The organism is Mycoplasmopsis citelli (assembly GCF_900660645.1).
Taxonomy (GTDB): Bacteria; Bacillota_I; Bacilli_A; order Mycoplasmatales; family Metamycoplasmataceae; genus Mycoplasmopsis; species Mycoplasmopsis citelli.
The window spans coordinates 83,527-107,565 of the sequence record NZ_LR215036.1 but is presented as its reverse complement, the minus strand read 5'-3'; the positions used below and the strand labels follow the sequence as shown (position 1 = coordinate 107,565).

General features: G+C 27.5%; 22 protein-coding genes and 1 pseudogene. 6 read left to right on the top strand and 17 right to left on the bottom strand.

The genetic code is table 4. The features are described 5' to 3' along the window. From EXC58_RS00430 to EXC58_RS00405, 6 genes are all read right to left on the bottom strand, one after another. The gene (locus tag EXC58_RS00430) at positions 1–1,095 is read right to left on the bottom strand and encodes a nicotinate-nucleotide adenylyltransferase (RefSeq protein WP_129725098.1); all 1,095 of its coding nucleotides are present in this window, start codon (positions 1,093–1,095) and stop codon (positions 1–3) included. A 12-nt stretch (positions 1,096–1,107) separates the two neighbouring features. Further along, positions 1,108–2,349, bottom strand: a complete 1,242-nt coding sequence (locus EXC58_RS00425; protein WP_129725097.1) for a Y-family DNA polymerase — start codon at positions 2,347–2,349, stop codon at positions 1,108–1,110. Beyond that, the gene (locus tag EXC58_RS00420; protein ID WP_129725096.1) at positions 2,349–2,765 is read right to left on the bottom strand and encodes an iron-sulfur cluster assembly scaffold protein; all 417 of its coding nucleotides are present in this window, start codon (positions 2,763–2,765) and stop codon (positions 2,349–2,351) included. The genes EXC58_RS00425 and EXC58_RS00420 overlap by 1 nt, the downstream gene beginning before the upstream one ends. Further along, positions 2,755–3,900, bottom strand: coding sequence for an aminotransferase class V-fold PLP-dependent enzyme (locus EXC58_RS00415; protein ID WP_129725095.1), 1,146 nt, complete (start codon positions 3,898–3,900; stop codon positions 2,755–2,757). Before EXC58_RS00415 ends, EXC58_RS00420 begins: the two co-directional genes overlap by 11 nt. A gap of 15 nt (positions 3,901–3,915) precedes the next feature. After that, the gene (locus EXC58_RS00410) at positions 3,916–4,275 is read right to left on the bottom strand and encodes a hypothetical protein (RefSeq protein WP_129725094.1); all 360 of its coding nucleotides are present in this window, start codon (positions 4,273–4,275) and stop codon (positions 3,916–3,918) included. 103 nt (positions 4,276–4,378) lie between these two features. Then, positions 4,379–4,852 carry a transcription antitermination factor NusB gene (locus EXC58_RS00405; protein ID WP_129725093.1) on the bottom strand — a complete coding sequence of 158 codons (474 nt, stop codon included), beginning with the start codon at positions 4,850–4,852 and terminating at the stop codon, positions 4,379–4,381. Positions 4,853–5,138: 286 nt separating this feature from the next. Between EXC58_RS00405 and rpsD the strand changes: the two genes are divergently transcribed. From rpsD to EXC58_RS04880, 3 genes and pseudogenes are all read left to right on the top strand, one after another. Beyond that, positions 5,139–5,738, top strand: coding sequence for a 30S ribosomal protein S4 (gene rpsD / locus EXC58_RS00400; RefSeq protein ID WP_129725092.1), 600 nt, complete (start codon positions 5,139–5,141; stop codon positions 5,736–5,738). 18 nt (positions 5,739–5,756) lie between these two features. Further along, on the top strand, positions 5,757–5,966 hold the full coding sequence (gene rpmE / locus EXC58_RS00395; protein ID WP_129725091.1) for a 50S ribosomal protein L31: 210 nt from the start codon (positions 5,757–5,759) through the stop codon (positions 5,964–5,966). Between the two features lie 355 nt (positions 5,967–6,321). After that, a pseudogene (locus tag EXC58_RS04880) lies at positions 6,322–7,887 on the top strand (nucleotidyl transferase AbiEii/AbiGii toxin family protein). A gap of 171 nt (positions 7,888–8,058) precedes the next feature. On the opposite strand, the gene der reads toward EXC58_RS04880, so the two are convergent. From der to EXC58_RS00365, 4 genes are all read right to left on the bottom strand, one after another. After that, positions 8,059–9,366 carry a ribosome biogenesis GTPase Der gene (der, locus tag EXC58_RS00380; RefSeq protein WP_129725090.1) on the bottom strand — a complete coding sequence of 436 codons (1,308 nt, stop codon included), beginning with the start codon at positions 9,364–9,366 and terminating at the stop codon, positions 8,059–8,061. Beyond that, positions 9,359–10,033, bottom strand: a complete 675-nt coding sequence (gene cmk / locus EXC58_RS00375) for a (d)CMP kinase (RefSeq protein WP_129725089.1) — start codon at positions 10,031–10,033, stop codon at positions 9,359–9,361. The genes der and cmk overlap by 8 nt, the downstream gene beginning before the upstream one ends. A 14-nt stretch (positions 10,034–10,047) precedes the next feature. Then, entirely contained in the window at positions 10,048–10,464 is a 417-nt protein-coding gene (locus EXC58_RS00370; RefSeq protein WP_129725088.1) for a hypothetical protein, read from the bottom strand. Positions 10,465–10,546: 82 nt separating this feature from the next. Beyond that, a complete protein-coding gene (locus tag EXC58_RS00365) occupies positions 10,547–11,536 on the bottom strand; it encodes a hypothetical protein (RefSeq protein ID WP_129725087.1) in 990 nt (329 codons plus the stop codon). Positions 11,537–11,753: 217 nt separating this feature from the next. Between EXC58_RS00365 and EXC58_RS00360 the strand changes: the two genes are divergently transcribed. Beyond that, positions 11,754–13,649 (top strand): ribonuclease J, encoded by a 1,896-nt coding sequence (locus EXC58_RS00360; RefSeq protein WP_129725086.1) that lies wholly within the window; start codon positions 11,754–11,756, stop codon positions 13,647–13,649. A gap of 20 nt (positions 13,650–13,669) precedes the next feature. Here EXC58_RS00360 and EXC58_RS00355 read toward each other — a convergent pair whose 3' ends face one another. Further along, the gene (locus EXC58_RS00355; protein WP_129725085.1) at positions 13,670–16,408 is read right to left on the bottom strand and encodes a coiled-coil domain-containing protein; all 2,739 of its coding nucleotides are present in this window, start codon (positions 16,406–16,408) and stop codon (positions 13,670–13,672) included. A gap of 128 nt (positions 16,409–16,536) precedes the next feature. On the opposite strand from EXC58_RS00355, the gene EXC58_RS00350 reads away from it, so the two are divergent. Beyond that, the gene (locus EXC58_RS00350) at positions 16,537–17,376 is read left to right on the top strand and encodes a DegV family protein (RefSeq protein WP_129725084.1); all 840 of its coding nucleotides are present in this window, start codon (positions 16,537–16,539) and stop codon (positions 17,374–17,376) included. Between the two features lie 2 nt (positions 17,377–17,378). After that, positions 17,379–17,846, top strand: coding sequence for a PTS sugar transporter subunit IIA (locus EXC58_RS00345; RefSeq protein WP_129725083.1), 468 nt, complete (start codon positions 17,379–17,381; stop codon positions 17,844–17,846). 16 nt (positions 17,847–17,862) lie between these two features. Here the strand turns inward: EXC58_RS00345 and EXC58_RS04845 are convergent, their stop codons facing one another. The 6 genes from EXC58_RS04845 to EXC58_RS00320 form a co-directional block, all read right to left on the bottom strand. Then, positions 17,863–18,069 (bottom strand): IS3 family transposase, encoded by a 207-nt coding sequence (locus EXC58_RS04845; protein WP_165177498.1) that lies wholly within the window; start codon positions 18,067–18,069, stop codon positions 17,863–17,865. 180 nt (positions 18,070–18,249) lie between these two features. Then, the gene (locus tag EXC58_RS00335; protein WP_129725082.1) at positions 18,250–19,623 is read right to left on the bottom strand and encodes a hypothetical protein; all 1,374 of its coding nucleotides are present in this window, start codon (positions 19,621–19,623) and stop codon (positions 18,250–18,252) included. Next, positions 19,607–19,771: a hypothetical protein gene (locus EXC58_RS04655; protein ID WP_165177495.1), complete on the bottom strand. Its 165-nt coding sequence runs from the start codon at positions 19,769–19,771 to the stop codon at positions 19,607–19,609. Before EXC58_RS04655 ends, EXC58_RS00335 begins: the two co-directional genes overlap by 17 nt. A gap of 102 nt (positions 19,772–19,873) precedes the next feature. Further along, the gene (locus EXC58_RS00330; protein WP_129725081.1) at positions 19,874–20,641 is read right to left on the bottom strand and encodes a phosphoheptose isomerase family protein; all 768 of its coding nucleotides are present in this window, start codon (positions 20,639–20,641) and stop codon (positions 19,874–19,876) included. A gap of 87 nt (positions 20,642–20,728) precedes the next feature. Then, complete coding sequence (locus EXC58_RS00325) at positions 20,729–23,110, bottom strand: phosphoketolase family protein (RefSeq protein WP_129725080.1); 2,382 nt, start codon at positions 23,108–23,110, stop codon at positions 20,729–20,731. A 149-nt stretch (positions 23,111–23,259) separates the two neighbouring features. Beyond that, positions 23,260–24,039: a Nif3-like dinuclear metal center hexameric protein gene (locus EXC58_RS00320; protein WP_129725079.1), complete on the bottom strand. Its 780-nt coding sequence runs from the start codon at positions 24,037–24,039 to the stop codon at positions 23,260–23,262.

The window sequence follows — 24,039 nt, the reverse complement described above, 5'->3', positions numbered from 1 at the left end:
TTATTTAAGGTACTTTCTGTATATTTCCTGTTGTCTTTGAGAAAATTTTACTCCTTTTTGAATGTTATATTCATAAACATACTGAATAACTTTTTCAAATGTTGCATCCAAATCTTCAAAAGCAAGTTGACGAAGTTTTTGAATTCCTGGAAAGCGTCTTCCTGGAGAAATTTTATCGCTAATAAAAATAATTTTATCTAAATTACTTATTTTACGTTCATTAGTTCCATCATCTAAAGTTGTATGCACTAAAATTGCATGTAAAATGTCATGATCTTTTAATTTATAAGCATGCTTAACTCAAGTATATCCACACACTTGATGCAATTCATGTTTTAAAACATTTGCATATTGTGGTTCGTATTGAGCTAAAAAAGCTCGTGATTGATCTTCGTCTCATTCTTTAGCAATGTCATGTAAAATTCCGGCTACATATGCTTTTTTTGCACTAATGTTAAATTTTTTAGCCATTTCAGCTGCAAAGTTCCCAGTACTAATGCAGTGTTTTGCACGTAAAGCACTCAACATTGAATGAATAATTTTTTCTAAATAAAGTCCGTTTTCTTGAATATAATCCATAATCACATCTTCAACACTATCTAAGTATCCTTTTTTAAATTCTGTGGATGAAAAATCTCACAATGGATTTTTCAAAATAATGGCTTGATATTTTTTAGCATTAATTTTATTAATGTTTTTGCTTCTGCGTAAAACCACAATTTTAGATAGCTGAGCAATTTTTTGAATATCTTTTCATTTATCTAATTTAGGTAAATGATCACTTCCGATAATTAAAAATAACTGGTCTTGAGGAAATTTTTTAGCAAAATATTTAACCGTGTCAATAGTATAACTAGTTCCTCCTCGCTTAATTTCAAAATCACTCACAAACATTTTTTCTTCAGTTACTAGCCTTAACATATTAACACGATGTAAAGCATTATTATTTTTTGATTTTGTTTTAAAAGGGGAATTATTTGCCGGTACAAAATAAAGTTCATCTAATTGAAGTTCTTCGATGACATATCTAGCAGCTGCAATATGACCTTTATGAATCGGGTCAAAACTACCACCATAAATTGCGATTTTTTTCATTTTCGGTTCTCCTTATCTTTTTTTGAATGTAAATCCTTCTAAATCAAATTTATTAGTTTTATTTTCTAAACTCTTAAGTTCATTATACTCTTTCATAGTATATAAAATTGGTTTATTTAATTTTCGATTAACTTGAGAAATAAGTTGATTTAACTTAGTAAAATTTTTATTGCTAGCAATTTCGAATAAATTAAAGTTTTTTTCTTGCTCAAATTCAAAGATTAAATTATTAATCCTAATTCCAATTCCAATAATTTTTGTCTCTGAAAAATGTGCTAAATATAATTCTTTAGCTTTAGTAAAAATAAAATTAAAATCATTGGTAAATTGAGAAAGTTTTTGTTGCTTATTTTGTCATTTTTTATTTTGATGGCGCACCACTAAAGTTAGTACATTTCCAACTAACATTTGTCGCTTGCAGCGTAAAATCACCAGTGAAACAACTTTTTGTAAATTTTCTAAAATTTGTTCATAATCTAAATTTTTACTAGTAAAAGTGATTTCGTTACCAATGCCTTTAGGAAGTGAGTTTTTTAAAACAATTCGATCATAATGATTAGGATTTAAATTAGCGATTCATTGACGATATATAATTCCAAAAACACTTTTTAATTGATAATGATTAAGATCTTCTTTAACTAAATCTTTAATATAATTTATTCCTAATTTCCTTAATTTTTGTGCAGATGCTTTTCCAATTCCATAATAATTTTCAATCTCTAAATTAAAAAAATTACTTTGATAATTATCTTTAGTGGTCATTCCAATTCCAAAGGGTTTGGAAATATTAGTGGTCATTTTAGCAAAAAAGCAATTATATGATATCCCAATTGTTACTGGAATATCAAAAAGCTCTAAAATTTCATTTTGCATTTTTTGAGCTAATTTATAAGCCTGCTCAAAACTAAAAACTAAATCAGTGACATCTAAATAGCATTCATCAATTGATACAACGCTAATTAATGAAGAATAATTTTTGCTTAAATGTTTAAAAATATTTGTGGAAATAGTTGTAAAAATATCAAAGTGACCTTCAACAAAAATGGTTTTAGGCTCAATTTTTAATATTTCATAATTAATCATGCCTGTTTTAACACCTTTTGCCCGAAGTTCATAACTCACTGAAGTTACAAGAAATTCAGGACCATTTTTTCCAACTGCAACCGGTTTTCCTTTTAATTCCGGTCTAATTGAGCGCAACGCACTAACAAAATAAGAATCAAAATCAATATGAAAAATAAAAGATTTTTGCATTAGTTTTTTAAAATCTTTTCAGCAGTTAGCAGTGCACAAGTGGTTCGATTTAAGTGTGTTTTAACATTGTAAAAGACTCATAAATCCCCTAGTAAATTAATTTGCTCATTTGAAAGTTCTTCTTGCATAATAAATTTTTGATAAATCAAAAGAACTTGCTCAATTTCATCGATGTTTTTGTTTTTTAAAAGGGATAATAAAATATCGCTAGCAGCAATAAAAATCGCACATCCATGTCCATCAAAAGAAGCTTCAATTAGTTTTTTGTCCTTAAATTTTGTGTGTAAAATTAATTTATCTGAACAAGTAGAGCTAAAAAAAACCTCTCCATCATCAACACTTAAAGGTTTTTTATTTTCAGGATCTAGATAATGATTCATAATAATTTCTCGAGCTTTATTAGCATTAAAATCCATAAAAATCACCTCCATTTTTTAGATGATAAATCAATTTATCGATGTCTTCTTTAGTATTGTAAATCCCTAAACTAATGCGTAAATATGAATAATTTGGTTTAATGTTTCTTAAATAATGAGCACAAAAAATTCCTGCAATAGTGTAAATTCCTTTAGATCCTAAATAAGTAGCTACATCTTGAGCATTGATATTTTTTACATTAATTAAGGCAATATAATCACCTTCTTGCGAAAAAACTTCAACGTTGTTTAACTGCTTTAATTGTGCATGCAAGTATTTACTAAGCTCATTTAAAATTACTTGTGTTTGCTTATAACCGATACTATTAAAATAATCCAGTGATTTATCAAACATAAAAAAACCAGCTAAATTTGGAGTCCCAGGCTCAAATTTGTAAATAGTATCTTTAATGGTCCAACTTTGTGCTGAAGAGATTTCATTAACAGATCCTCCACCGAATTTTGTGGGTTTAAGTATTTTTAATAACTTTTCTTGAATTGCTAAAACACCCATTCCAGTTGGCCCGTAAAACTTATTGCAACTAAAAGCAATAACATGAGAATTTTTTAAAGAATTTTTTTGATGCGAAATACTTTGAGCACAATCATTAATCACATAAGCACCAACTTCATTTGCTTTTGCATAAATATTTTCCACATCTAAAGGAACATTAAAAGTATTATTCTCTTGAGCAAAAGCAATAATTTTAGTTTTTAAAGTAATTGAATTAAGTAAATCTTCACTAATAATGACTTTTGCCCCTATTTTGTTAGCAAGTTCAATTCAAGGAACCATATTTGAAGAATGATTATAAGGACTAAGTAAAATTTCATCTTCTTGAGTAAGAATTTGTTCAAACATATTAGCAATTAAATTCAATGACTCAGTAGTTCCGCTGGTAAAAATTACTTCTTGAGGGGTTGCGTCAATTAAATGAGCAACTTTTTGGCGTACTGAATTAATGGTACTATTAACCAAATTCCCTAAAGGGGTATCAGCTGTGCGGGATGAAATGGAGATATTTTGGTAATAATTATTTACTGCATCAATTGCTACTTTAGGTTTAAGTACTAAAGCCGCTGAATCAAAATATGTAATATTTCATGCAGCTGGAAAATCTTTTTTATAATCCATAATTGCCTGTTTCTCCTATAAAATTTTTCTAAGAATTTCCCTTAAAATGACATTGTAATCTTCAATTTGCTTAAACTGATCTAAAAATTTATAATAATGCAAACGTTTAAAATGATTTACACTAGTTTTATCCTTTTTTAAATATGGCTGTTTTTTCAAAAAAACAATTTTAATTTTTTTATGATTAGTTTTATATGCAAGTTGATAAAAAAAGAACACATAAAAATTTTTAATCATCTCTTGTTGATCATTATTAATAAACTCTGGGAAGGACAAATTCAAGTTAAATTTTAAAATAAAATCATCCAAAGTTTCCCATTTATGTCCATCAAATGTGATTTGATCTTCAGGCAGGGTTTTATTAATTAGTCCCATTTGTGTAAATTTGTTAATGGTAAAATTGAGGCGATTTTTTCAAAAATAAAAATACGCTCTTTGCTTACGAATTTTTAAGTATCGCTTAAAAAGTTTAAATAAATTAAGCATTTTCATGAGAGCTTTTAGCTTCCATATTTACCAATAACTTGTAAAAGTTTTGTAAAATAGCATTAACAAATTTATATTGCTTACTATCGTGTTTGTTGATAATTTCGCCATTTTCATCTTTAATTTCAGTAGGTTCAAAAAACAATTTAGCGATTTCAACTGCTTCATTAAAAACAATTCGAGGTTGTAAGTAAAAACACTCACTAGCTCCATTGATAATAATTGCTCGAGTTAGTGGCGAAATTCTGTCTCATGATCAACTTTGGTTGACTAAACTAACTAAACTGGTTTTGAGAAAATTATAATTTTTGGAAATAGATTCAATTTTTTTAATTTGAATTTGATCTAAAAAATCATAATTATCAAACACTTCTACTAAATTAATCGGCTCATTAAAAAGCTCAAATTTATATAAAACTTGAATAATTTCAATACGAGTTCTTCTTCTTGATTTAATTTTTCCCATTAGGTTCCTTAAAAATAGCAAAGTGATAAATCATGCTATATATACTTTTAATATATTACCATTTTTAGACTTTTTTTAATCATAAAGTATTGATTAAAATGATTTTATTTAAAAAAATATTCTGGTAAAATTAAAAAGCATAAATTACAGCAGTTTATTATAATTAGCTCCAATTTTGATATGTTTTAAATTTGATAGTAGGGATGCTGAAACACCAAAATCATTAAAGCAAAATTAACTAATTAGAAATAAACTTTCTCTTTTATGCAGAAAAGAGGAAAATTACATGTCAAGATATACAGGACCTGTGTTTAAAATTTCTCGTCGTTTAGGATTTTCAATTCTAGAAACTGGAAAAGAGTTTGCTAAAGGTAAAAAAAGAACTTACGCCCCAGGTCAACACGGGAACAAAAGAACTAAGCTTTCAGATTATGGATTACACCTTTACGAAAAACAAAAAGTAAAACACACCTTTGGAATTAGTGAAAAACAACTTCGTAAAGCATACCAAAAAGCTATGAAATTAAAAGGAGTTACTGGGACTAACTTACTTCAACTCCTTGAATCAAGATTAGATAATGTTGTTTATCGTGCTGGATTTGCTTCAACTAGAAGACAAGCACGCCAATTAGTTAACCATGGACACTTTACTTTAAATGGTAAAAAAGCTGATATTCCTTCAATGGTAATTCTTCCAGGTGATGTAATTCAATTAAAAGATAAATTAACTAAAAACGAACAAGTTCTTGCCGCTCTTGAAGCTAAGGCTCCAGCAGCATGATTAACTCGTAAAGAATTTAGCGTAACATTAGACCGTTTACCAGAAAGAACCGAAATGCACTCAGAAATTAAAGATGCTTTAATTGTTGAGTTCTATTCAAAATAATAAAGGAGATTGTAGCATATGAAAAAAGATATTCATCCACAATACCACTTTGTTGAAGTTACTTGTTCAACTTGCCAAAAATCTTTCAAATTCGGTTCAGTTAAAAAACAATTTAGCGTTGATGTTTGTTCAGGGTGCCACCCTGTTTACACTGGAAATCGTTCACAAGCTAAAGCTACTGGTAGAATTGATAAATTCAATAAACGTCTTGAAAAAAAGGCTAAATAATTTCCATAAACGCACATTAGTGCGTTTTTTATTAAAAATTTCTTAAATTAAAAAGGAAATAGAAGCAAAAGTTTTTGCTTTTATTTTAGAATTTAAAAAAATTTTTTGAGTTTTGAGCAAAAATCTTATTACTATAATGGGGAAGATGTTTGATTTTTAAATAACATTTATTCAAAACCTCAATTTTATAACTTAATAAAAAAGTCCACAAAGTGGCTAGATGATATAATTTTTATCATTGAAATTTAATTAAACATTCTCAAAATTTAAAAAATAATTATTTTGTTGCGTCAATTAAAAAACTTTAAACTTATTTTTCTTGAAGTATTGTAATTTTTATAAACAGGAAATAAAAATGCAAAAAGCTAAACAAAAAATCCAAGAAATTATAAGCAAAACACCTTGCAAAATCTTTAGTGCAAAAGATTTTGATCATATTGCTAATATAAATGTTGTAAGATCGATTTTGCATAAACTCACAAAAAAGGGTGAAATAAGCAGAATCATGCATGGCTTATATACCAAACCGTATTACATTGACATTGTTGATGAATATTCTTATCCTTCTGTAGATGAAGTTGTTCAAAAGTTAGCACAAAAATTTAATTGAACAATTGCACCAGGCGGTGAGGCAACTCTAAATTACACTGGAGTATCTAATCAAGTTTCCAATGTTTATATCTATGTTTCAGATGGACCATCACGAGAATATATTTATAGAGGTCGAAAAATTTCCTTTAAGCACACAAATAAAAAATATATTAAACAACGTTCATCAAAATTTGCAGTTTTAATCGAAGCAATTCAAAGAATAGGAAAAAGAGATTTAAACGACAAAAGAATTAAAAAGTTAACTTTCTTTGCTCAAAATATTGAAGAAGATTTACTTAAAGATACAAGTAACATAATTTTTTGAATTAGAAATGCTTTATTAAAAATAAAGGAAATTAATGAAATAAATAAATTTTTCAATCTTCCTGAAGAAAAAAGAAAAAGAATTATTTTAAACACAGAAGAGAAGTTAAAAATTTCTCCCTCAATTACCGAAAAAGATTTATGAGTTTGTATTATTTTAAAATATCTTTTTAACGATTTTAAATATAAAGATTACCTTGTATTTAAAGGTGGAACTAGCCTTTCTAAAGCATATAATCTGATTGAACGATTTTCAGAAGATATTGATTTATCACTAGATTGAAGAGTTTTAGGTTATCCAGAAAAAGATCCTTATAAACCTAGAAGCAACACAAAACAAGATAAATATAATGAAGAACTTTATCAAAAAACTTCAAATTTTTTGAAAAATTAAGTTATTCCATTGCTTAAAAAAGATCTATACAAAATCTTAAAAAATAAAAAATTTAAGTTTTTTATCAATAAAGACGAGCCATTGAATATATATTTTGATTATCCAAAAGATTATGATGTAGTTTCTTATATTTTAAGTTTTATTAAACTTGAAATTGGTAAAATTTCCGAATTGATTCCATCCTCTAAAACAATAATTCAACCTTATATATCTCAAGTTTTTCCTGATGTTTTTTCAGAAAAAATAATTGTAAAAATTGTCGATCCGATTAGAACCTTTTATGATAAATTGATAATTTTACACGCAGAAGCAAAAAGAACTAATGGTAATTACAAAAAAAGATATTCACGACATTATTATGATGTTTATAAAATGCTCGAAAGCGACATAAAAAATAAAAGTTTAGAGAATTTTGAATTGTTAAAATCAGTTATTGAATTTAAAAAGAAATTTTACAGAAGTTCTTTTCCTCAGTACGATGAAATTTATCAGGGAAAATTAAAACTTGTTCCTTCAACTGAAGTCATTAATTTTTATAAAGAAGATTATAAAAAATGAAAGAAATGATTTTTGGAGAGATTGTTAGTTTTGATCAAATCCTTAAAAAATTAAAATCCCACGAAAAGGCTTTAAATGAAGCAATTAAATCTTTTGATAAATGAAAAAATAATGAAAATAAATAACCTATTTAAAATATGAAGAAGTAATTTTTAATTAAAACAAAGCAATCTATTTAACATTAAATAGATTGCTTTAGTATTTCTTGAAAATAACTTTGATTGGTTAATCAAGACCATTTTTATTTTTGAAATTTAATTTCAAAGGACATCCTTTAAAATTAAAATTTGCACGTAGTTGATTTTCTAAAAAACGCTGATAGGAAAAATGTAAATACTTCTTATTATTTACAAAAAATGTAAATGTTGGGATTTTTGCAAACTCTTTGCGAACATAATAAATATTTAAACGCCCTCCATTATATGGTTGAGCTTTTTGGATCATTTGAGTTTCTAAGATTAAATTTGAAAGAAGAGAAGGTTTAATATCTCGTTGAAGATTTTCTCTAACTTCAGTTAAAGTTTTAATTAATTTTTCAATTCTTTGATTGTATTTTGCGGAAATAAATACAAACGGAACTCAGGGTACAAAATGAAATTTATTGCGGAGTTTTTTTTCATATTCTGCCATTGTATTAGTTTCTTTTTGGATTAAATCTCATTTGTTAATGACAATAATAATTGGTTTTTCGTTTTCAAGAGCATACCCAATAATTCGTGAATCAAAATGCGAAATTTCTTTTTGTGTTGCGTCAATAACAATTAAAGATAAATCAGCTTCTGAAAGAGAATTCATTGCACGCATTAACGCATAATGATCTACACTTTCGACAAGTTTGCTTTTTTTAGTAATTCCAGCTGTGTCAATGATATTGTATTTTTGTTCATTAATTTCAACAATTGATTTAACACTATCACGAGTTGTTCCAGCTATCTCTGAAACTATTGAACGATTTTCCTTACATAAGTTATTTAAAAGCGAGCTTTTTCCTGCATTTGGTTTACCAATAATAGCTAAATTAAAGAGATCTTCAACTTCTATATCAGTAAAATCAAGCAATTGGACTGCTTTGTCCATAACATTTCCAAGTCCTTCACCATGCAACGCAGAGACTGGAAAAATATCTTCAACTCCAAGTTTATATCAACTATAATCAAATTCTTGATTGCTTTCTAATTTATTCGCAACAGCAAGAATTGGTTTATTGGATTTGCGTAAGATATTCATAATGAATAAATCATCATTAGTAATTTCACTTAATCCATCAAATAAAAATAAAATTACATCCGCTTCTTCAATTGCGATTTTTGCTTGAATTTGGATTTGATCTTGAAAAGGACGATTTTCAATTTCAATTCCTCCGGTATCAATGATTTTAATTTCCTTACCAGTTCAATAAATTTTTTCATATAAACGATCACGAGTTACCCCTGGTTGATCATGTACAATTGATACTTTTTTTCCAATTAAACGATTAAAAAGTGTGCTTTTACCTACATTGGGTTTTCCGATAATTGCAATAGTATTACGCATTTATTTCCTTAATTTTATTATTGACTAAATTAATGATTGATTGAATAACTTCCTCAATTTCCATATAAGTGCAATCAATTAAAATTGAATCTTCGGTTTTATGAAGTGGATCAACTTCACGATTCATATCTTGAGCATCTCGCTGCTTAATTTCGTAAAGCACTTCGTCATAACTTGATTGATAACCCATTTCATGATTTTGTAAATTGCGACGAAATGCTCGCTCTTTTGGATCGGCTCACAAGAAGATTTTCACTTCAGCATGAGGCATAATTTTAAAAGTAGTATCTCTTCCGTCAATAATAAAACCTTTTTCTTTTTTGGTCATTTCTTGGATAAATTCAACTACAAAATCACGAACTTGCTGAATTTTTGCAATAATTGGAGCAGCTAAAGATACATTCTCATTACGAATTATTTTAGTAATATTTTCACCTTTTAAAATTACATCTTCATCAGCAGATAATTTAATCATTCCCTTTTCTAAAGTTGCTAAAACTTCATCTTTATTCTTAAGATTAGCTCCTTGTTTTAAAGCATTATAAGCAATAGCCCGATAAACACTTCCGCTATTGATAAATGTGTATTTTAATCTCTGAGCAATTTCTTTAGATACGGTCGATTTTCCAGCTCCTGCTGGACCATCAATTGCAATATTAACCTTCATAAAATACCCTCCAATTAAATTCGCAATTTATTAATAACAATTAAATTTTGATCATCTTCAGTAACATGATTTTTCTTAGGATTATAATTATCCACTAGATATTTTTTTAATATATCATTAAATTCGCTTAGAGAAAAATTGCTTTTTTCAAACCAAAACAATTCTTTTTGATGTAAAGCTAAGTTGATATGGTTTAATTGTTTTTCAATTAACTTACTTTCTTTTAAAATAAACGATTGATTGATATTAATTGGAACAGAGACTTTAAAATTATTATCGATAATATCAGAATTTTTTAATTTAAATTTTTTGTGTAACCACTTTAAATCTTCCTTCAATTGAACATTTTCATTTAAAGCAAGAGTTTTGAGCATATTAAACTCAATTTCATCTTCATCTAAAAATGCTTGATTTTGTGGTACCTTTTTCATAATTAAAAATTATATCTTAAAGATGAAAAAATCAAATTTAAATATACAAAAATTGAACCTAAAGTTCAATTTTTATGCTTAATTAATTTAAATTAATTTTAACTTCTTGAGAACCGCCATCTTTTTTCTTAACAAAAAGAGTAAGAATTCCAGTTTTCATGTTGTATTGCGCTAGAATATATTTATTTTCTTTTGTTTTTGAATCAACTTGCCCGTTTTTATTAACTAATTGAATAGTATCATAAAATTCTTTTTTAAGATTAAAAATATGATTATCTGCACTATCACTGTATCTTGAAAATCCAAAAGCAAATTCAATAACTTCATGTTTTTCGTTTTTAAGATCATGTTTTTTATAATACTGAACTGACACAATTGGCAATCTTGAAGTTTTTCCAGAATTATTATTTGCATTTTCATTTAAATATTTATTAATCTCTGCAAGTGATTTAGTAATTACAACTTTATATTCTTCAGTTTCTTTAACTGGTAAAAGCGATTCTAAATCAACTAATTGGGTGTGATATGATTCTTCTTTTAAACCTTCGACTAATTTAAAAGTCATTGAGCTTTCTTGCATTTTATCATCACGATATGTAGCATACACAGCAATAACTGCTTTTCCGCTATCTGCATGATCATTAACAAATTTAACCATGTTTTTGTTTGTTAATGTAGTTTTAAAATTTTTGCTACTTAGTAAATCGTAACTAACACTAACATTTGTTGCATTTAAAACTTCTAAATTTGAAAATGAATAGCTCATTTTTAAATCACTTTTAGAAAGTTGTGAAGCATTTTTGCTTTGTTTAACTTTTTGATTAGAAACTTCAAATTTAACATTTTCTAGTAATTTTAAAAGTTCTTGTTGGACTTTTGGAAGCGAAACAACATTTGGATTGTTCACTTTTGCTGCTGGAGCTACAGCATTTTCGCTTGTTTCGCTTGCAGCAGTTGTTACAACTTTTTGTTGATTATTTGGTGTTTTAGCTACTAAAAATGAAGCTGATGCTGTAAAAGGAATTGCAACTCCTAATAACGCCGCTGAAATTTTAATAGTTCTTTTTTTCATTTGATTTCCCTTAATTATGATGAATATTTTACTTAACATAATAAGTATAACAAAAACGACCTAATTTTCACAAAATACTTTAAGTATTTTGCAAAAAAAGTTAATTTTTAGTATCTAATTTTTCAGGTTGTTTTATAATTAAAACTGTTATTAAACATTTACATAGGGCGTTTAATTTAATTTACATTCAAATTAATAATACAAATTTAGGAGTTTTATGAACCCAACAAGAATAATTCCTCTTGGTGGTGTTGAAGAAATTGGTAAATCAACATTACTCATTGAGCAGGATGATAATATTTTTATCATCGATGCGGGAATTAAATTTGCAGATACATACAATACTGGAGTTAAAGGAATTATTCCAGATTATTCTTATTTAAATTTACCAAATAAAAAAATTCAAGGTCTTTTTATCACTCATGGTCATGAAGACCACATCGGAGGGGTTATTTATTTAGTTCAGCAAACTAAATTAAATAAAATTTTTGCTCCTCGAATTGCTATTCAATACTTAAAATTAAAATTTGATGAACACAAAATTCAAAAAGCTGTTCAATTTATCGAAATTCAAAAAGCAGATGTACATCAATTTGAAGGAGGAGTAAGCGTTGATTTTTGAACTGCCCAGCATTCAATTCCGGATGCTTTTGGAGTTCGAATTACCACTCCTCATGGTTCATTAATGTGTACTGGAGATTTTCGTTTTGACTATACTCCAATTGGAAACTTAACTGATTTTGCTCGGCTTAAAGAAATTGGAGATCAAAATCTAACAGCACTATTAAGTGATTCAACAAATGCAATGCGTCCAAATCACTCTCCAAGTGAAAGTGATATTTTAATCGATATTGAAAATCACCTTAAAGAGGCTAAAAGAAAAATTATTGTGACAACTTTTGCCTCAAATTTAACTAGAGTTAAAGTTATTATTGAACTAGCAGCTAAATTAAATAAAAAAGTTATCACTTTTGGCCGTTCAATGATTCAAGGAGTTCGAATTGGGCGTAAATTAGGATATATCAATGTTCCAAATGATGTTTTTGTTGATAAAAAGCAACTTCCCAACACCAAAGATTCAGATTTACTGATTTTAACTACCGGTTCTCAAGGTGAGCAGCTAGCCGCTCTTTCGCGAATGAGTTATGGAAAGCACGCTTCAGTTAAAATAACTAAAGGTGATTTAGTGTTATTTTCTTCAAGTCCCATTCCAGGAAACCGGATGGTTATTGAGCTGCTTATCAATCGTTTATATAAGCTTGGAGCCATTATTAAAGAAAATGGAACTGATGGTTACTTGCACACCTCTGGACATGCTTATAAATGAGAACATGATAAAATTTTTCAACTCACTAAACCTAAATACTTTCTTCCTTATCATGGTGAGTACCGCATGAGCATTGTCCATGGACAAACCGCAATTGAAAATGGCGTTAAACCTGAAAATGTCATCGTGATTGAAAAAGGTGTCATTTATGAGATGAAAGACCAAAAAATCACTAAAACCAATAAAAAAATTAATTACGGTCCCTTATATATTGACGGAAATTCTATTTTAAGTGTTACTGGAAAAATGCTTAGTGAACGTCAACAACTTAAAGATAGTGGGTTTTTAAATATTACTTTTTTAATTGATAAAAAGAAAAATCAAATTTTAACTCGACCACAAATCATTACTCGAGGAAGTTTTTTTGTTAAAAATTCCAAAGATTTAGTTGAGGAGGCAAAGCGAATAGCACATGGAGCGATTTTATTCATTATCAAAAACAACTCCAATTGAACCACCGAAGATCTTCACCAAATTGTTATTGAGCGTTTAACAGGATTATTTTACAAAGAAAAACGTCGTAATCCTATTATTGTTCCAACTATTATTTATACTGATTCAAAAAGCAATTCGGAACTTAATAAACTTAAAATTAAGTTTTTATCTTCAAAGGAAAAACGCAATTTATCCAAACCAGCTGAAGAAAAACCAAACAACACACCAGAAGAATTAACTAAATCAAAGAAAACTCAAGCTAAACTTAAAAAACAACTCAATCAATTCAAAAAGATGCTTTTTGAAAGTGTTGATGAACAACTTGATATTGATGAAGAAGATGAAAAATAATTTTTTAAAACTTAAAAAAATTAATCATCTAAAGCAATTGCACTTACAAAAAATAAACTTGATTTAGCTGTTCCTCCATCATAGCTATATGGACTTTCTGATGAACCACCTAAGCTAGTACCAGTTGAAGCATAAAGATATTTCCCTGCTTTGGTTTTAATGCTTGCTTTAGTTAACACATTAATATACCCATCTTCATAAGAAACTTCAAAAAATGATCCTGAATCATCATTATCCCCTTCATAGGTGCTAGTGGTATTTTCATAATAATAACCCGTTGTTACTAAATCGATAAGATTAGAAGATACTGAATTAAACTTTACTTTAAGATCTTGAAGTTTGTTATAGAGCTTTTTGACAGAATTTTGAATTGTTAAAATAAAATTTTCCATTTTTTTAGTGTTTTTGTTAAAATAATAAACCTGAATTCTTTGTGCTGGTTTAATTTTAAACCTTTGAGTATATGAATCAGTATCTACAAACGAATTATGAAACTGATTTGAACTAATTGCTTCTCGTTTTTGAAAATGAAATTCTCTTAAATAATCTTGATTTAAATTAGTATTTGTAACGGTTTTATTTGCGTTTAAACCTGATTTATTAATTTTTTCTTGTAGCTCCTTAATTGTTTGATCAGATTGAGCAAGTTGCTCTTTTTGTTGGTCAATTTTACTTTGTAATTGCAATTGATCAAGAGTGAGTTTATCAATTCAGGCTTTGTTTTGATTAATGGTTAATTTGTAAGAACTAATATCATCTTCTTGGCCGGTAATTACAAGGTTTTGGTTATGAACTTGTTTTTCTAAAACTTTCTTATGTAAGCGAATCATTTCCTCAAATAAATTCAAATAGTGTGCTAAATATTCTTTTGATAAGTTATTCATTTGAATAAAGTTTTGCGGATCTTTAGGAGCAAAACTTTTACTAATTAGCAATCTTAAATTATCAACATTTAGTTTTTGTTTAATTGCCTCATCAATAATAGTATTAGCAGTATTTTTTAATTGATTGTATTTAAGGACATAACGATCAATTGTTGCAGACATTTCAGAAAGTGAGCTATTTTTTTCAACTTTTAATTGAGCCAATGAATCTCTGGTTTGTTCTAATTGCTTAGTTATTTGCATAAATTCATTTTCTTTATTAACAAGATCGGCTTTAGCTTTTTTAAGTTGTGCATTTACAACATTAATTTCATCACTTTTTGAATTTAGTAGATTTTTTGCTTCGATTAAAGCTTTGTTACTTTCATCTAATTGTCTTTTAGTGATTTTATATTCTTCTTTGAGCTTGTTTAAAATATTGTCTTTATACTCTTGAATTACTTGATCAGCAGTTTTTAGAGCAGATTCAACAAATGGTTCATATCGATTGATAAACTCATCACTTGAATATTCATTTCTTAGTGCTTCTAAATTAATAATTTGCTCATTTAAACGTTGAGAAAGTTGTTGTTTTTGGGTAGCATCTGAGCTCTGAATAGCTAAATCAATATTTCGTAATGATGTAATAATGCTATTTAAAGAATTTTTAAAAGAAGTAGTTAAACTTTCTTTGAGTTTTTTTAAACTAGCTAATGCTTTGGTTTTTTGGCGATTAGCTTCATTTATTTGATTATTTAATTGTTCTTTTTCTTTAGAAATTTTATCAATTTGCTCATCTTTTTCCGCAATTGATCTAAGAGATTCTTCGTAAAAGTTTAAGTAAATATTAATAGCTAAATTACTATAATTTGAGCTTAATTGAGTAAAATATTTTACTTTTGAAGCAAAAACATCAGTATCTAAAATAACCAAATTCGAATAATCGTTATTTTCATTAGCTTTTTTTAGTGATTCATGTGTTAATTTAATCTGTTCTTGCAAAAATTGTTGATATTCTGCAAGTGATTTAGATAATTGTTCTAAATTACCCTTGAAGTTATCACTTGTACTTTTTGAGCCTAAATTCAGTGATTTTTCTAATAATAAATCAGTGTATTTTTTCAAGACTGTGATGGTTTCGTTTAAATTAATTGTTGTTTGAATGCTTTTTGAAATACTTTCTTTAAGCTTTTTAGATGTATCTGAAATTTTAGAATTTAATTCATTAATGCTATTTTTATTTTGATTTATTAAAGTATTTAAATTCTCAATTAATTCTAGATTAAAATCATGATATCTTTTTTGATAAGTATTAAGAAATTGCGAATTTTCGCTAAAATTATTGGTATTAGATAAATCTAATTCGTTAATATTTTTAACTAATTCATTTAATTGAGTAATTTTGGTATTTAAAAAGGCGTTTTGAAATTTTTCAGAATTTAGTTCTGATAAATTCTTAAGTTTATCAAGCAATACATTTACACTCACAATTAATGAGTTTTTTAGTTTATTTAAGTGCGTTTGTAAATATTTTTGATACTCTTGATTTTTACTAATTTGCAACGAAGATTCTTCGGTGGTATTAATTAATTTATTTAACAATTCATTTGTTTCTCCATTTTGAGAATCATTAGCTGCATTAACAATTTTTAGCACTCCCTCAAGTGCTGATATTTGATTTTTAAGTTGAGTATTTTCAGCTTGCATATCTGATATTTGTATTTTTAGTAATTTGATTTCGGAATTTAAAGATACAATCGTATGTTCTTTATCTTTTAATTGTGAGTTTTTGTATCTTAAAATTCCAAGAGCAGTTCCTAAAATACTACCACCAAAAACACTTGTTACTCCACTTGCTAACAACACATTTTTTAAAATTTTTTTATTTTTAAGCATAATTCTCCTTACAAACATAAAATAATATTTATTGACATTTTTTTGAAAATAAAATTTTTTAAGCTTTTTTCCACAAAAATTAGCTTTTTTATAATTGTTGTTCGGAGCTTTTAAAGTATAATAATCCTATGAAAAAATTAGGGATTATTATTGATTCTTTTGCATGTTTAACCGAAGAGCAAGCAAAAGAATTAGAATATCATTTATTACCCTTACAAGTTGAAATTAACGGTGAATTAGTAAAGGAAAACACTATAAATAATGTTAATTTGCTTGAGCAAATTGCAAGCTCAAAATCTTGTAAAACTTCATTACCAAATTTAGCTTTAATTCAAGAAACAGTTAGTTATTGTTCTCAAAATTATGATGATAGTATTTTCATTGGTGTTAGTGAGCATTTATCTTCAACCCCTAAATATATCAACACATTAGCTCAAGAATATAAAAATATTCATGTTATTAAAAATAACTTAGTTGGTTCACAAATTAGATTATTAATTAAAATTGCTCAAAAAGTTTATCAAAAAACTCAAAATATTTCAGAGGTTAAAAATAAGCTCGAAAAATTTATTTCGCAATGTTCTACATACATTTTACCAGCTAATTTGGATCACTTAATTAAAGGCGGACGACTAAAAGGATTTAAAAAAATATTACTAAACACTATAAAAATGTTTCCGCTTTTAAAATACGATCTTGACGGAACTGTTTCACTCGCGACACTAAAGCGTACTCAAAAAGGAGCTTTAGATAAATTAGTTGAAAAAGTCACTGAAGAAGCTAAAAATCTCAAAAATCCTTCATTTCAAATTATTTGAGGAATTGATCAATCAATTAATCAAAAACTTGCAAAAGCAACTGAAAAATTGCCTATTTTCAATAAAGAAATAACTCCAGCTGCTATTGCAATTCACACAGGTCCTGACGCTATTTGTTTAACATCGATGCCAAGCCCAGAGGAGAATTAACAATGGAATTTCAAATCAAAAATCTTATTTCAGAAAAAAGTATTTTTCTTGATATTGTTGCTAAAGATCATGATGAATCGCTTTTAAAAGTTTCGCAATTACTTGAAAAAAATGGATTTGTTTTAGATGCTCAAAAATTTTATGAAGCACTTTTATACCGCGAAAATTCAATGCCTACTGCTTTAAATGGAGGAATTGCACTTCCGCACGGAGTTTCTTCAACAGTTGTTAAACCTTTTATTTCAATTGCTCGAATTAAAGAAGGGGTTGATTGGCACGCTGAAGATAAACAAGATGTAAAATTATTATTAATTTTAGGAACCTCAAGGCAAGAACGCGACTATCAAATTGATGTACTACAAAATATTAGTTTATGATCTTTAGATAATGAATTAATTAGATTGCTTCAAAACGAGACTGATCCAAAAGTCATTAAGCAAACTCTTGATCAAAGACAAATAGATATTTAAAAATGATATGAACCCCTTAATTTTGGATTTTAATGTCCAACTTTTGGGGTTCATATCATTTGTATGATTTATATTTTTTACGCTTACAATTTCCACCAATTAAATTTAGTAAATTCATGAGCCATTTTACTTTTTTATAATTTACCAAATATCCACTATTTTTGGACTCTAAAGTAATACGAAGATATCCATATCTGCCTCTATGTTCATTATATATTAACAAAAATACCGAGTTAAAACTGCAAAAATTAAAAAGAACAATTAAATTGTCTCTTTGTTTTGTTTAACTAATTTTAGTATAACTAAATATATTGAAATTTTTGACTTAAAATCTAAAAAATTAAGTTTCAAAAAATGAAATTATAAATTTCTTTTGATAATTACTTTAAAATTGTTTTTTCTGTTATTCAGTAACTTCCTTATCTTTATATAATGATTTGTTATGTATCAAAAAGTCATTAGCTTCTTTAAAATTTAATTGACCTTTAATTTCAACCTTAGAGTTCTTCGGAACCAAAAGACCTTGATATAAAATTCTTGGTTTTTCAATGAAAGGATCTTCTCATTCATTGTCTAGAAAATTAGAACTAAAATTCAGTTCGTTATCATTAATAATAGCTAAATTGATTTTTGATGAACTAGAATTTGGTAATTTAACAAATCTATATTGTTTATTAAATGACGTATTTTCTTTTTGGATTGTTCGTTGCACTACAAGATTATTTTCTTCTAGTAATTCTGATAAGTTTTTACCATTTAAATAATTTTTTTCAAAATCATTAACAACTTTTATATAACTTAAAGCACTATCTTTTTCTGAATCATTTGTTTGAAAGGGAGACATAATATATGTAATAAAATCTTTAAAGTTTTTGATAACTTTAATTCCAGAATCTGAGTCCAAATTTAAAGGTTCTTTACTTATATAAGCACCGGCTTTATTTTTTAAAATTAAATTTTTTGTATTAAAAATTCCTTGTTTTCTTTGTATATTATCAATCCAATCCAAAATTCATTTTCTTGGATAATATCAATTAAAAAAGTCTTTTTCTTTATAATTATAGTGGTTGTATAATTCGCTTAATAATTTAATATTTTCATCCTTAGTTGTTTTTTTAAAATTTAGCATTTTTTCCTTAGGGAATACAAGAATATTAAAAACCTTTCTTGCAGGTAAAAGACTTGTTGGCAGAATACTTAAATAATCTTGGTCAATTTCATTTGGTCTTATTATTTTAACATTTATATAATCTTTATCTTCTTCTTTTAGAATATAATCAACAAAAACAGATGAATGGTAAAAAATTGATTGTGAAATTCAAATGTTATTTTTTGCTAGGACCTCATTAAGATTTTGACCATTCAAAAAATCATTTTCAAAGATTCTTTGAATTTCTTCGTCTGAAAGAGTTTTAGGAATTTCTAGTTCTTTATATAATGAGTTAATTTTATTAGTAATATAATGAGAAAAATCTTTTACCGAAGTTATTGTCACTTGAGAATCTTCTAAAAAGTCAGAAAAATATTTATTTTTTTTATCTTCATCTTCAATAATACTAAATTGATCAAATAAAATACTATTATTAACTTTTATTCCTTGTTCTTGTTGTTTGAGTCTAATTAAATTTGCAAAATAAGGCACTTTATATTCTACGGTTTCTAAATAATTTTTTTTATTTAATAATTCTAGTGTTGAACAAGATGAAGTTATTATTGGTAGTAAAGATACACAAGAACCAAACAAAATATTTCTAAATAATTTAATTGTTAACGACATATGTAAATGCTCCTATATCTGGAACTGAATTATTAAATAAAGCTGATTTATATTTTTTAACAATAATTCTATATTCACCATTTTCAGGGACTTTATATTCTAATAATTCGTCATTTAAATTTACTGAAGTTGAACTTTCGACATTCACTCAACCTGATATGAACCCCTTAATTTTGGATTTTATTGTCCAATTTTATTGTTTCATATCATATCTTATCATTTTTTATTCTGTTTTTTGTGGATAAAAGCATTATCCACGATATGAACTTTTGGTTAAAAATTCAAGATTAACTGGGTTGTTTCGAAGCTCTTTTAAAACATAATTGTAAAATTGCAGGCTTTTTTCACGGGCTTCACTAGTAAAAACTCTGAGTCCATCTTGACGTTCTTTAACATTAATTTTATAAAAGACATTAATTTTTTCTTTTAAATGTTCAGGAATTCAAGTACTAATTAAGACAATTTTAGCTCTAGTATTTTCCATAATATCTAGCATTCATTTGTGTTTTAATGAAACAGAATTAACAATTAAAAGATCATCAGGTGTTAAAATTTTACTTAATCCAATTTGTTCATATTTTCCTGGAAGATGAATGGCAAATTTATTCATTCTGAGCAGTTGAATTGAAAAGTCCATATTCATTCAAGTTGAACCTGAAATTCCAATGAATAAAATTTTATTGCATTGATCAATAAATTTAGCTACTTCTTGAGCTGCTGTAACTTTAGTTTTTTTAGTTTTTTCTTGATCATTTTCAATTAAAAAATTGTGAATATATAAGATTTCTCTAACATTATTTAACCTAATTTTTTTGGCAAAGAAAGTGAATGAACTTGGAGATACTCCAATTTCAGTGCAAAATTTATAAGCTTGTGGAATTAAAATTCCTTGCTTGTGTCTAGTTAAAATTTCATCAGCAATATAACTATTTATATCATCGGTAGAGTTTTTTAAATAAAGTAAATTAGAAATAAATTCTGCTTCTTTGGAAGTGTGCCGTTTTTTACTTTTGACCATATTTATCACCCAAATAATATATACAAAAAGTAAGGTTTTTAACTTGAGCAAAAAATGCTTATAGTTTAATAAACCTTACTAAAAGTATTATTTTTTATTAAGTCCCTCTCATTTTCAATTTCTTACTTCTGGCATATCAATTCCATGTTCAGCGATAAATCTTTTGTGTGCGTTAATTCTGGTTTTCATACGGCTAACAAAATTTACTGCTTGAGATTTTAAAGCTGCCTTAGCACCAGTAATAGCCATGTGGAAGCGATCCATTTCAGACATTAAACGAATATCAAATGAAGTGGTAATATCTCCATTTTCTCTATACCCGTGTGGATGTAAGTTTCGATTTTTTCTTAAAAAGAAAATATCTCTAAGTAATCCTTCAAAGCCATGGAAAGCAAAAACAACTGGTTTGTCCTTAGTAAAGACTGAATCAAATTCTGAATCCGAAAGACCTCGTGGATCAACACTTGGATGTCTTAATTTTAATAAATCAAGTACATACACAAAGCGAATTTTTAATTGAGGAAATGATTCGTGTAAATATGAAATAGCAGCAAGAGCTTCTAAATTTGGTTCTGTTCCTGAAGCTGCAAACACTAAGTCGGGTTCTTCGTTTCTTTTAGTTGTGGAAGCTCAATCAATAACTTTATATCCATTTTTAAGCATTTGTTCAACTTCAGAAATTGAATATCACTGCTCTCTTGGTTGTTTTGATGCAACAATTAAATTAATTACATCCCTTTGTTTAAACGAGTGTTCAAGCACTCCTAAAAGTGAGTTAGAATCAGCCGGAAGATACTCTCTAATTAATTCAGGTTTTTTATCAGCTAAGTGACCTAAAATACCAGGATCTTGGTGAGTGTATCCGTTATGATCTTGCTGAAATGCTGTTGAAGTAGCAATTACGTTTAATGAAGGATAATCCTTTCTTCAGCTAACTTTTTTAGTTTTTGCCACTCATTTCATGTGTTGGGTAAGCATTGAATCAACAACTCTTAAAAATGATTCATAACTTGCAAAAAATCCATGTCTCCCAGTTAGAACATACCCTTCAAGCATTCCTTCAGCTTGATGTTCTGAAAGTTGTGAATCAAGAATTCTTCCAGCAGGAGAAAGCGATTCATCAAGCTCAGGATCAATTTGTTCCATTCATTGGCGATTAGTTACTTTTAAAACATCATATAAACGATTTGATTTAGTTTCATCTGGTCCAAAAACCCTGAAATTTTGTGGGTTTTGTCTAATAACTTCAGCTAAATAAGCACTTGCAGTAACCATATCTTGAGCTTTAATTTCTCCAGGTTTGAAATTAAGAGCAAATTTACTTCAATCTGGTAATTTTAAAGGTTGTGGATCAACTCCACCATTAGCAATTGGGTGCATTGCCATTCTCTTGTTTCCTTGAGGGGCAATTTCGGCAAATTCAGCTTTAAAAGAACCATCACCATTAAATAATTCATGTGGCTTATATGAGAGCAATCACTCTTTTAACATAGGTAAATATTTTGGTTCTTCAGCACTAACAGCCAAAGGAACTTGATGAGCTCTAAAACTTCCTTCAATAGTTAAATCATTAATTTTATTTGGTGCGGTTCATCCTTTTGGAGTGCGAACTACTAAAGCAGGTCAAAGTGGACGAGTTGCACTTTCAGCACTTCCTCTGCGAGCTTTATTTTGGATTTTTAAGATTTTTTCAATGGCTTTATCAAATTTTGAAGCCATTAATGAATGGATTTTTTCTTCATCTCCGACATTACCTTCAACAAAAATTGCTTCTCAACCAAAACCAGCAAGAAGTTGAGCAATTTCTTTGTTACTTTTGCGAGCTAAAATAGTTGGATTTGAAATTTTTGCTCCATTAAGGTGCAAAATTGGCAACACAGCTCCATCATTAACTGGATTAATGAAACTTGAAGCATATCATCCAGCCATAAGTGGACCAGTTTCAGCTTCTCCATCTCCTATAACAGTTGCAGCAATAATATTTGGATTATCTAAAATAGCTCCAACAGCATGGCTAATTGAATATCCTAATTCTCCACCTTCATGAATTGAACCTGGAGTTTCAGGTGCTGCATGTGAAGCAGTTCCACCTGGAAAGCTAAAGTGTTTAAATAATTTTTGCATTCCTTTTAAATCTTTGGTAATTTCAGGAAATAATTCTGTGTATGAACCATCCAAATATGAATTTGAAATCATCACCTGTCCACCATGTCCTGGACCTTCAATGTAAAACATCTCTAAATCATATTTATTAATTAAACGATTTAAATGTGCATAAATTAAGTTTTGTCCTGGAATTGTTCCTCAGTGTCCAATTGGGTATAACTTAAGATCTTCAGCTTTTAATTCGTCAATGAGAAGGGGATTATTTTTTAAGTACATTTGACCTAAGCTTAAGTAATTAGCAGCTCTTCATCAAGCATGAACTTTATGTAAATATCTTTTTTTATTGTAAAATCTTCTGCTCATAGAACCTTTCTTTTTTTATTTTTGGGTATAAATATTTAAAATATATTTAAATTATAGCAGAAGAAAAAAACTATAAAGGCGTATTATAAACAAAAAATTAAATTTTTCAAGTTTTTTACCAAAATAAAAAATAACAATTGGAAAAATTGTTATTTAAGATTATAAAAAGGGGTTTTTAATTCAACAAAAGCAACTTGAAGGCGAGGAAATTCCTTGCTAAGTATTTCCTTTAAATGTCAAGCAAAAACTTGTTCATCTAGATGTGGAATTTCAAGAACTTTTGCATTAATTTCCTTAAAATTAATTCAATCGCTTCATTTAAAATCACTGCTAATAATTAAATCATACCCTTTAAAATGCAGTTCATTAATTGTTCCAATATAACCACTTCCACTTAAAAAAGCAACTCTACTCAAGGGTTTGTGAAAACTTTCTTTGTCAAAATTTGTTCGAAAATGACTTAGTTTCAATTTTGTGGTAATTTGATTAACTAGCTCTTGAAAAGAAATTTTAACACTAGCACTAGCACTATAAGTTTGTGAGCCATATTCAAAGTAATTTTCTAACCCTAAATATCTGAGAATTTGATAAGAAGTTCCATATAAATCACAATCATAATTAGTATGTATTGAGTAAACAAAAATTTTGTGTTTTTTGAGTTGCTTAAGTATTGAGATTTTATAAGGAGCCTTAATTGCTTCAAGTTCTTTAGTTTTTTCAAATAAAAATGGATGGTGAGTAATAATTAAATTGCTACTAGTTTCAATTGCTTTTTGTAAAACTTTATTTGTTAAATCTAAAGCTAAAATCACTCCCTTTAATTTAGTTGCTTGATTAAATTTAACCGAAAAACCGCTTGGATCTCATTCCTCTTTATTTGAATTAGGATACTTTGAGTTTAAATAGTTAATAAAATCTTTAATTTTCAT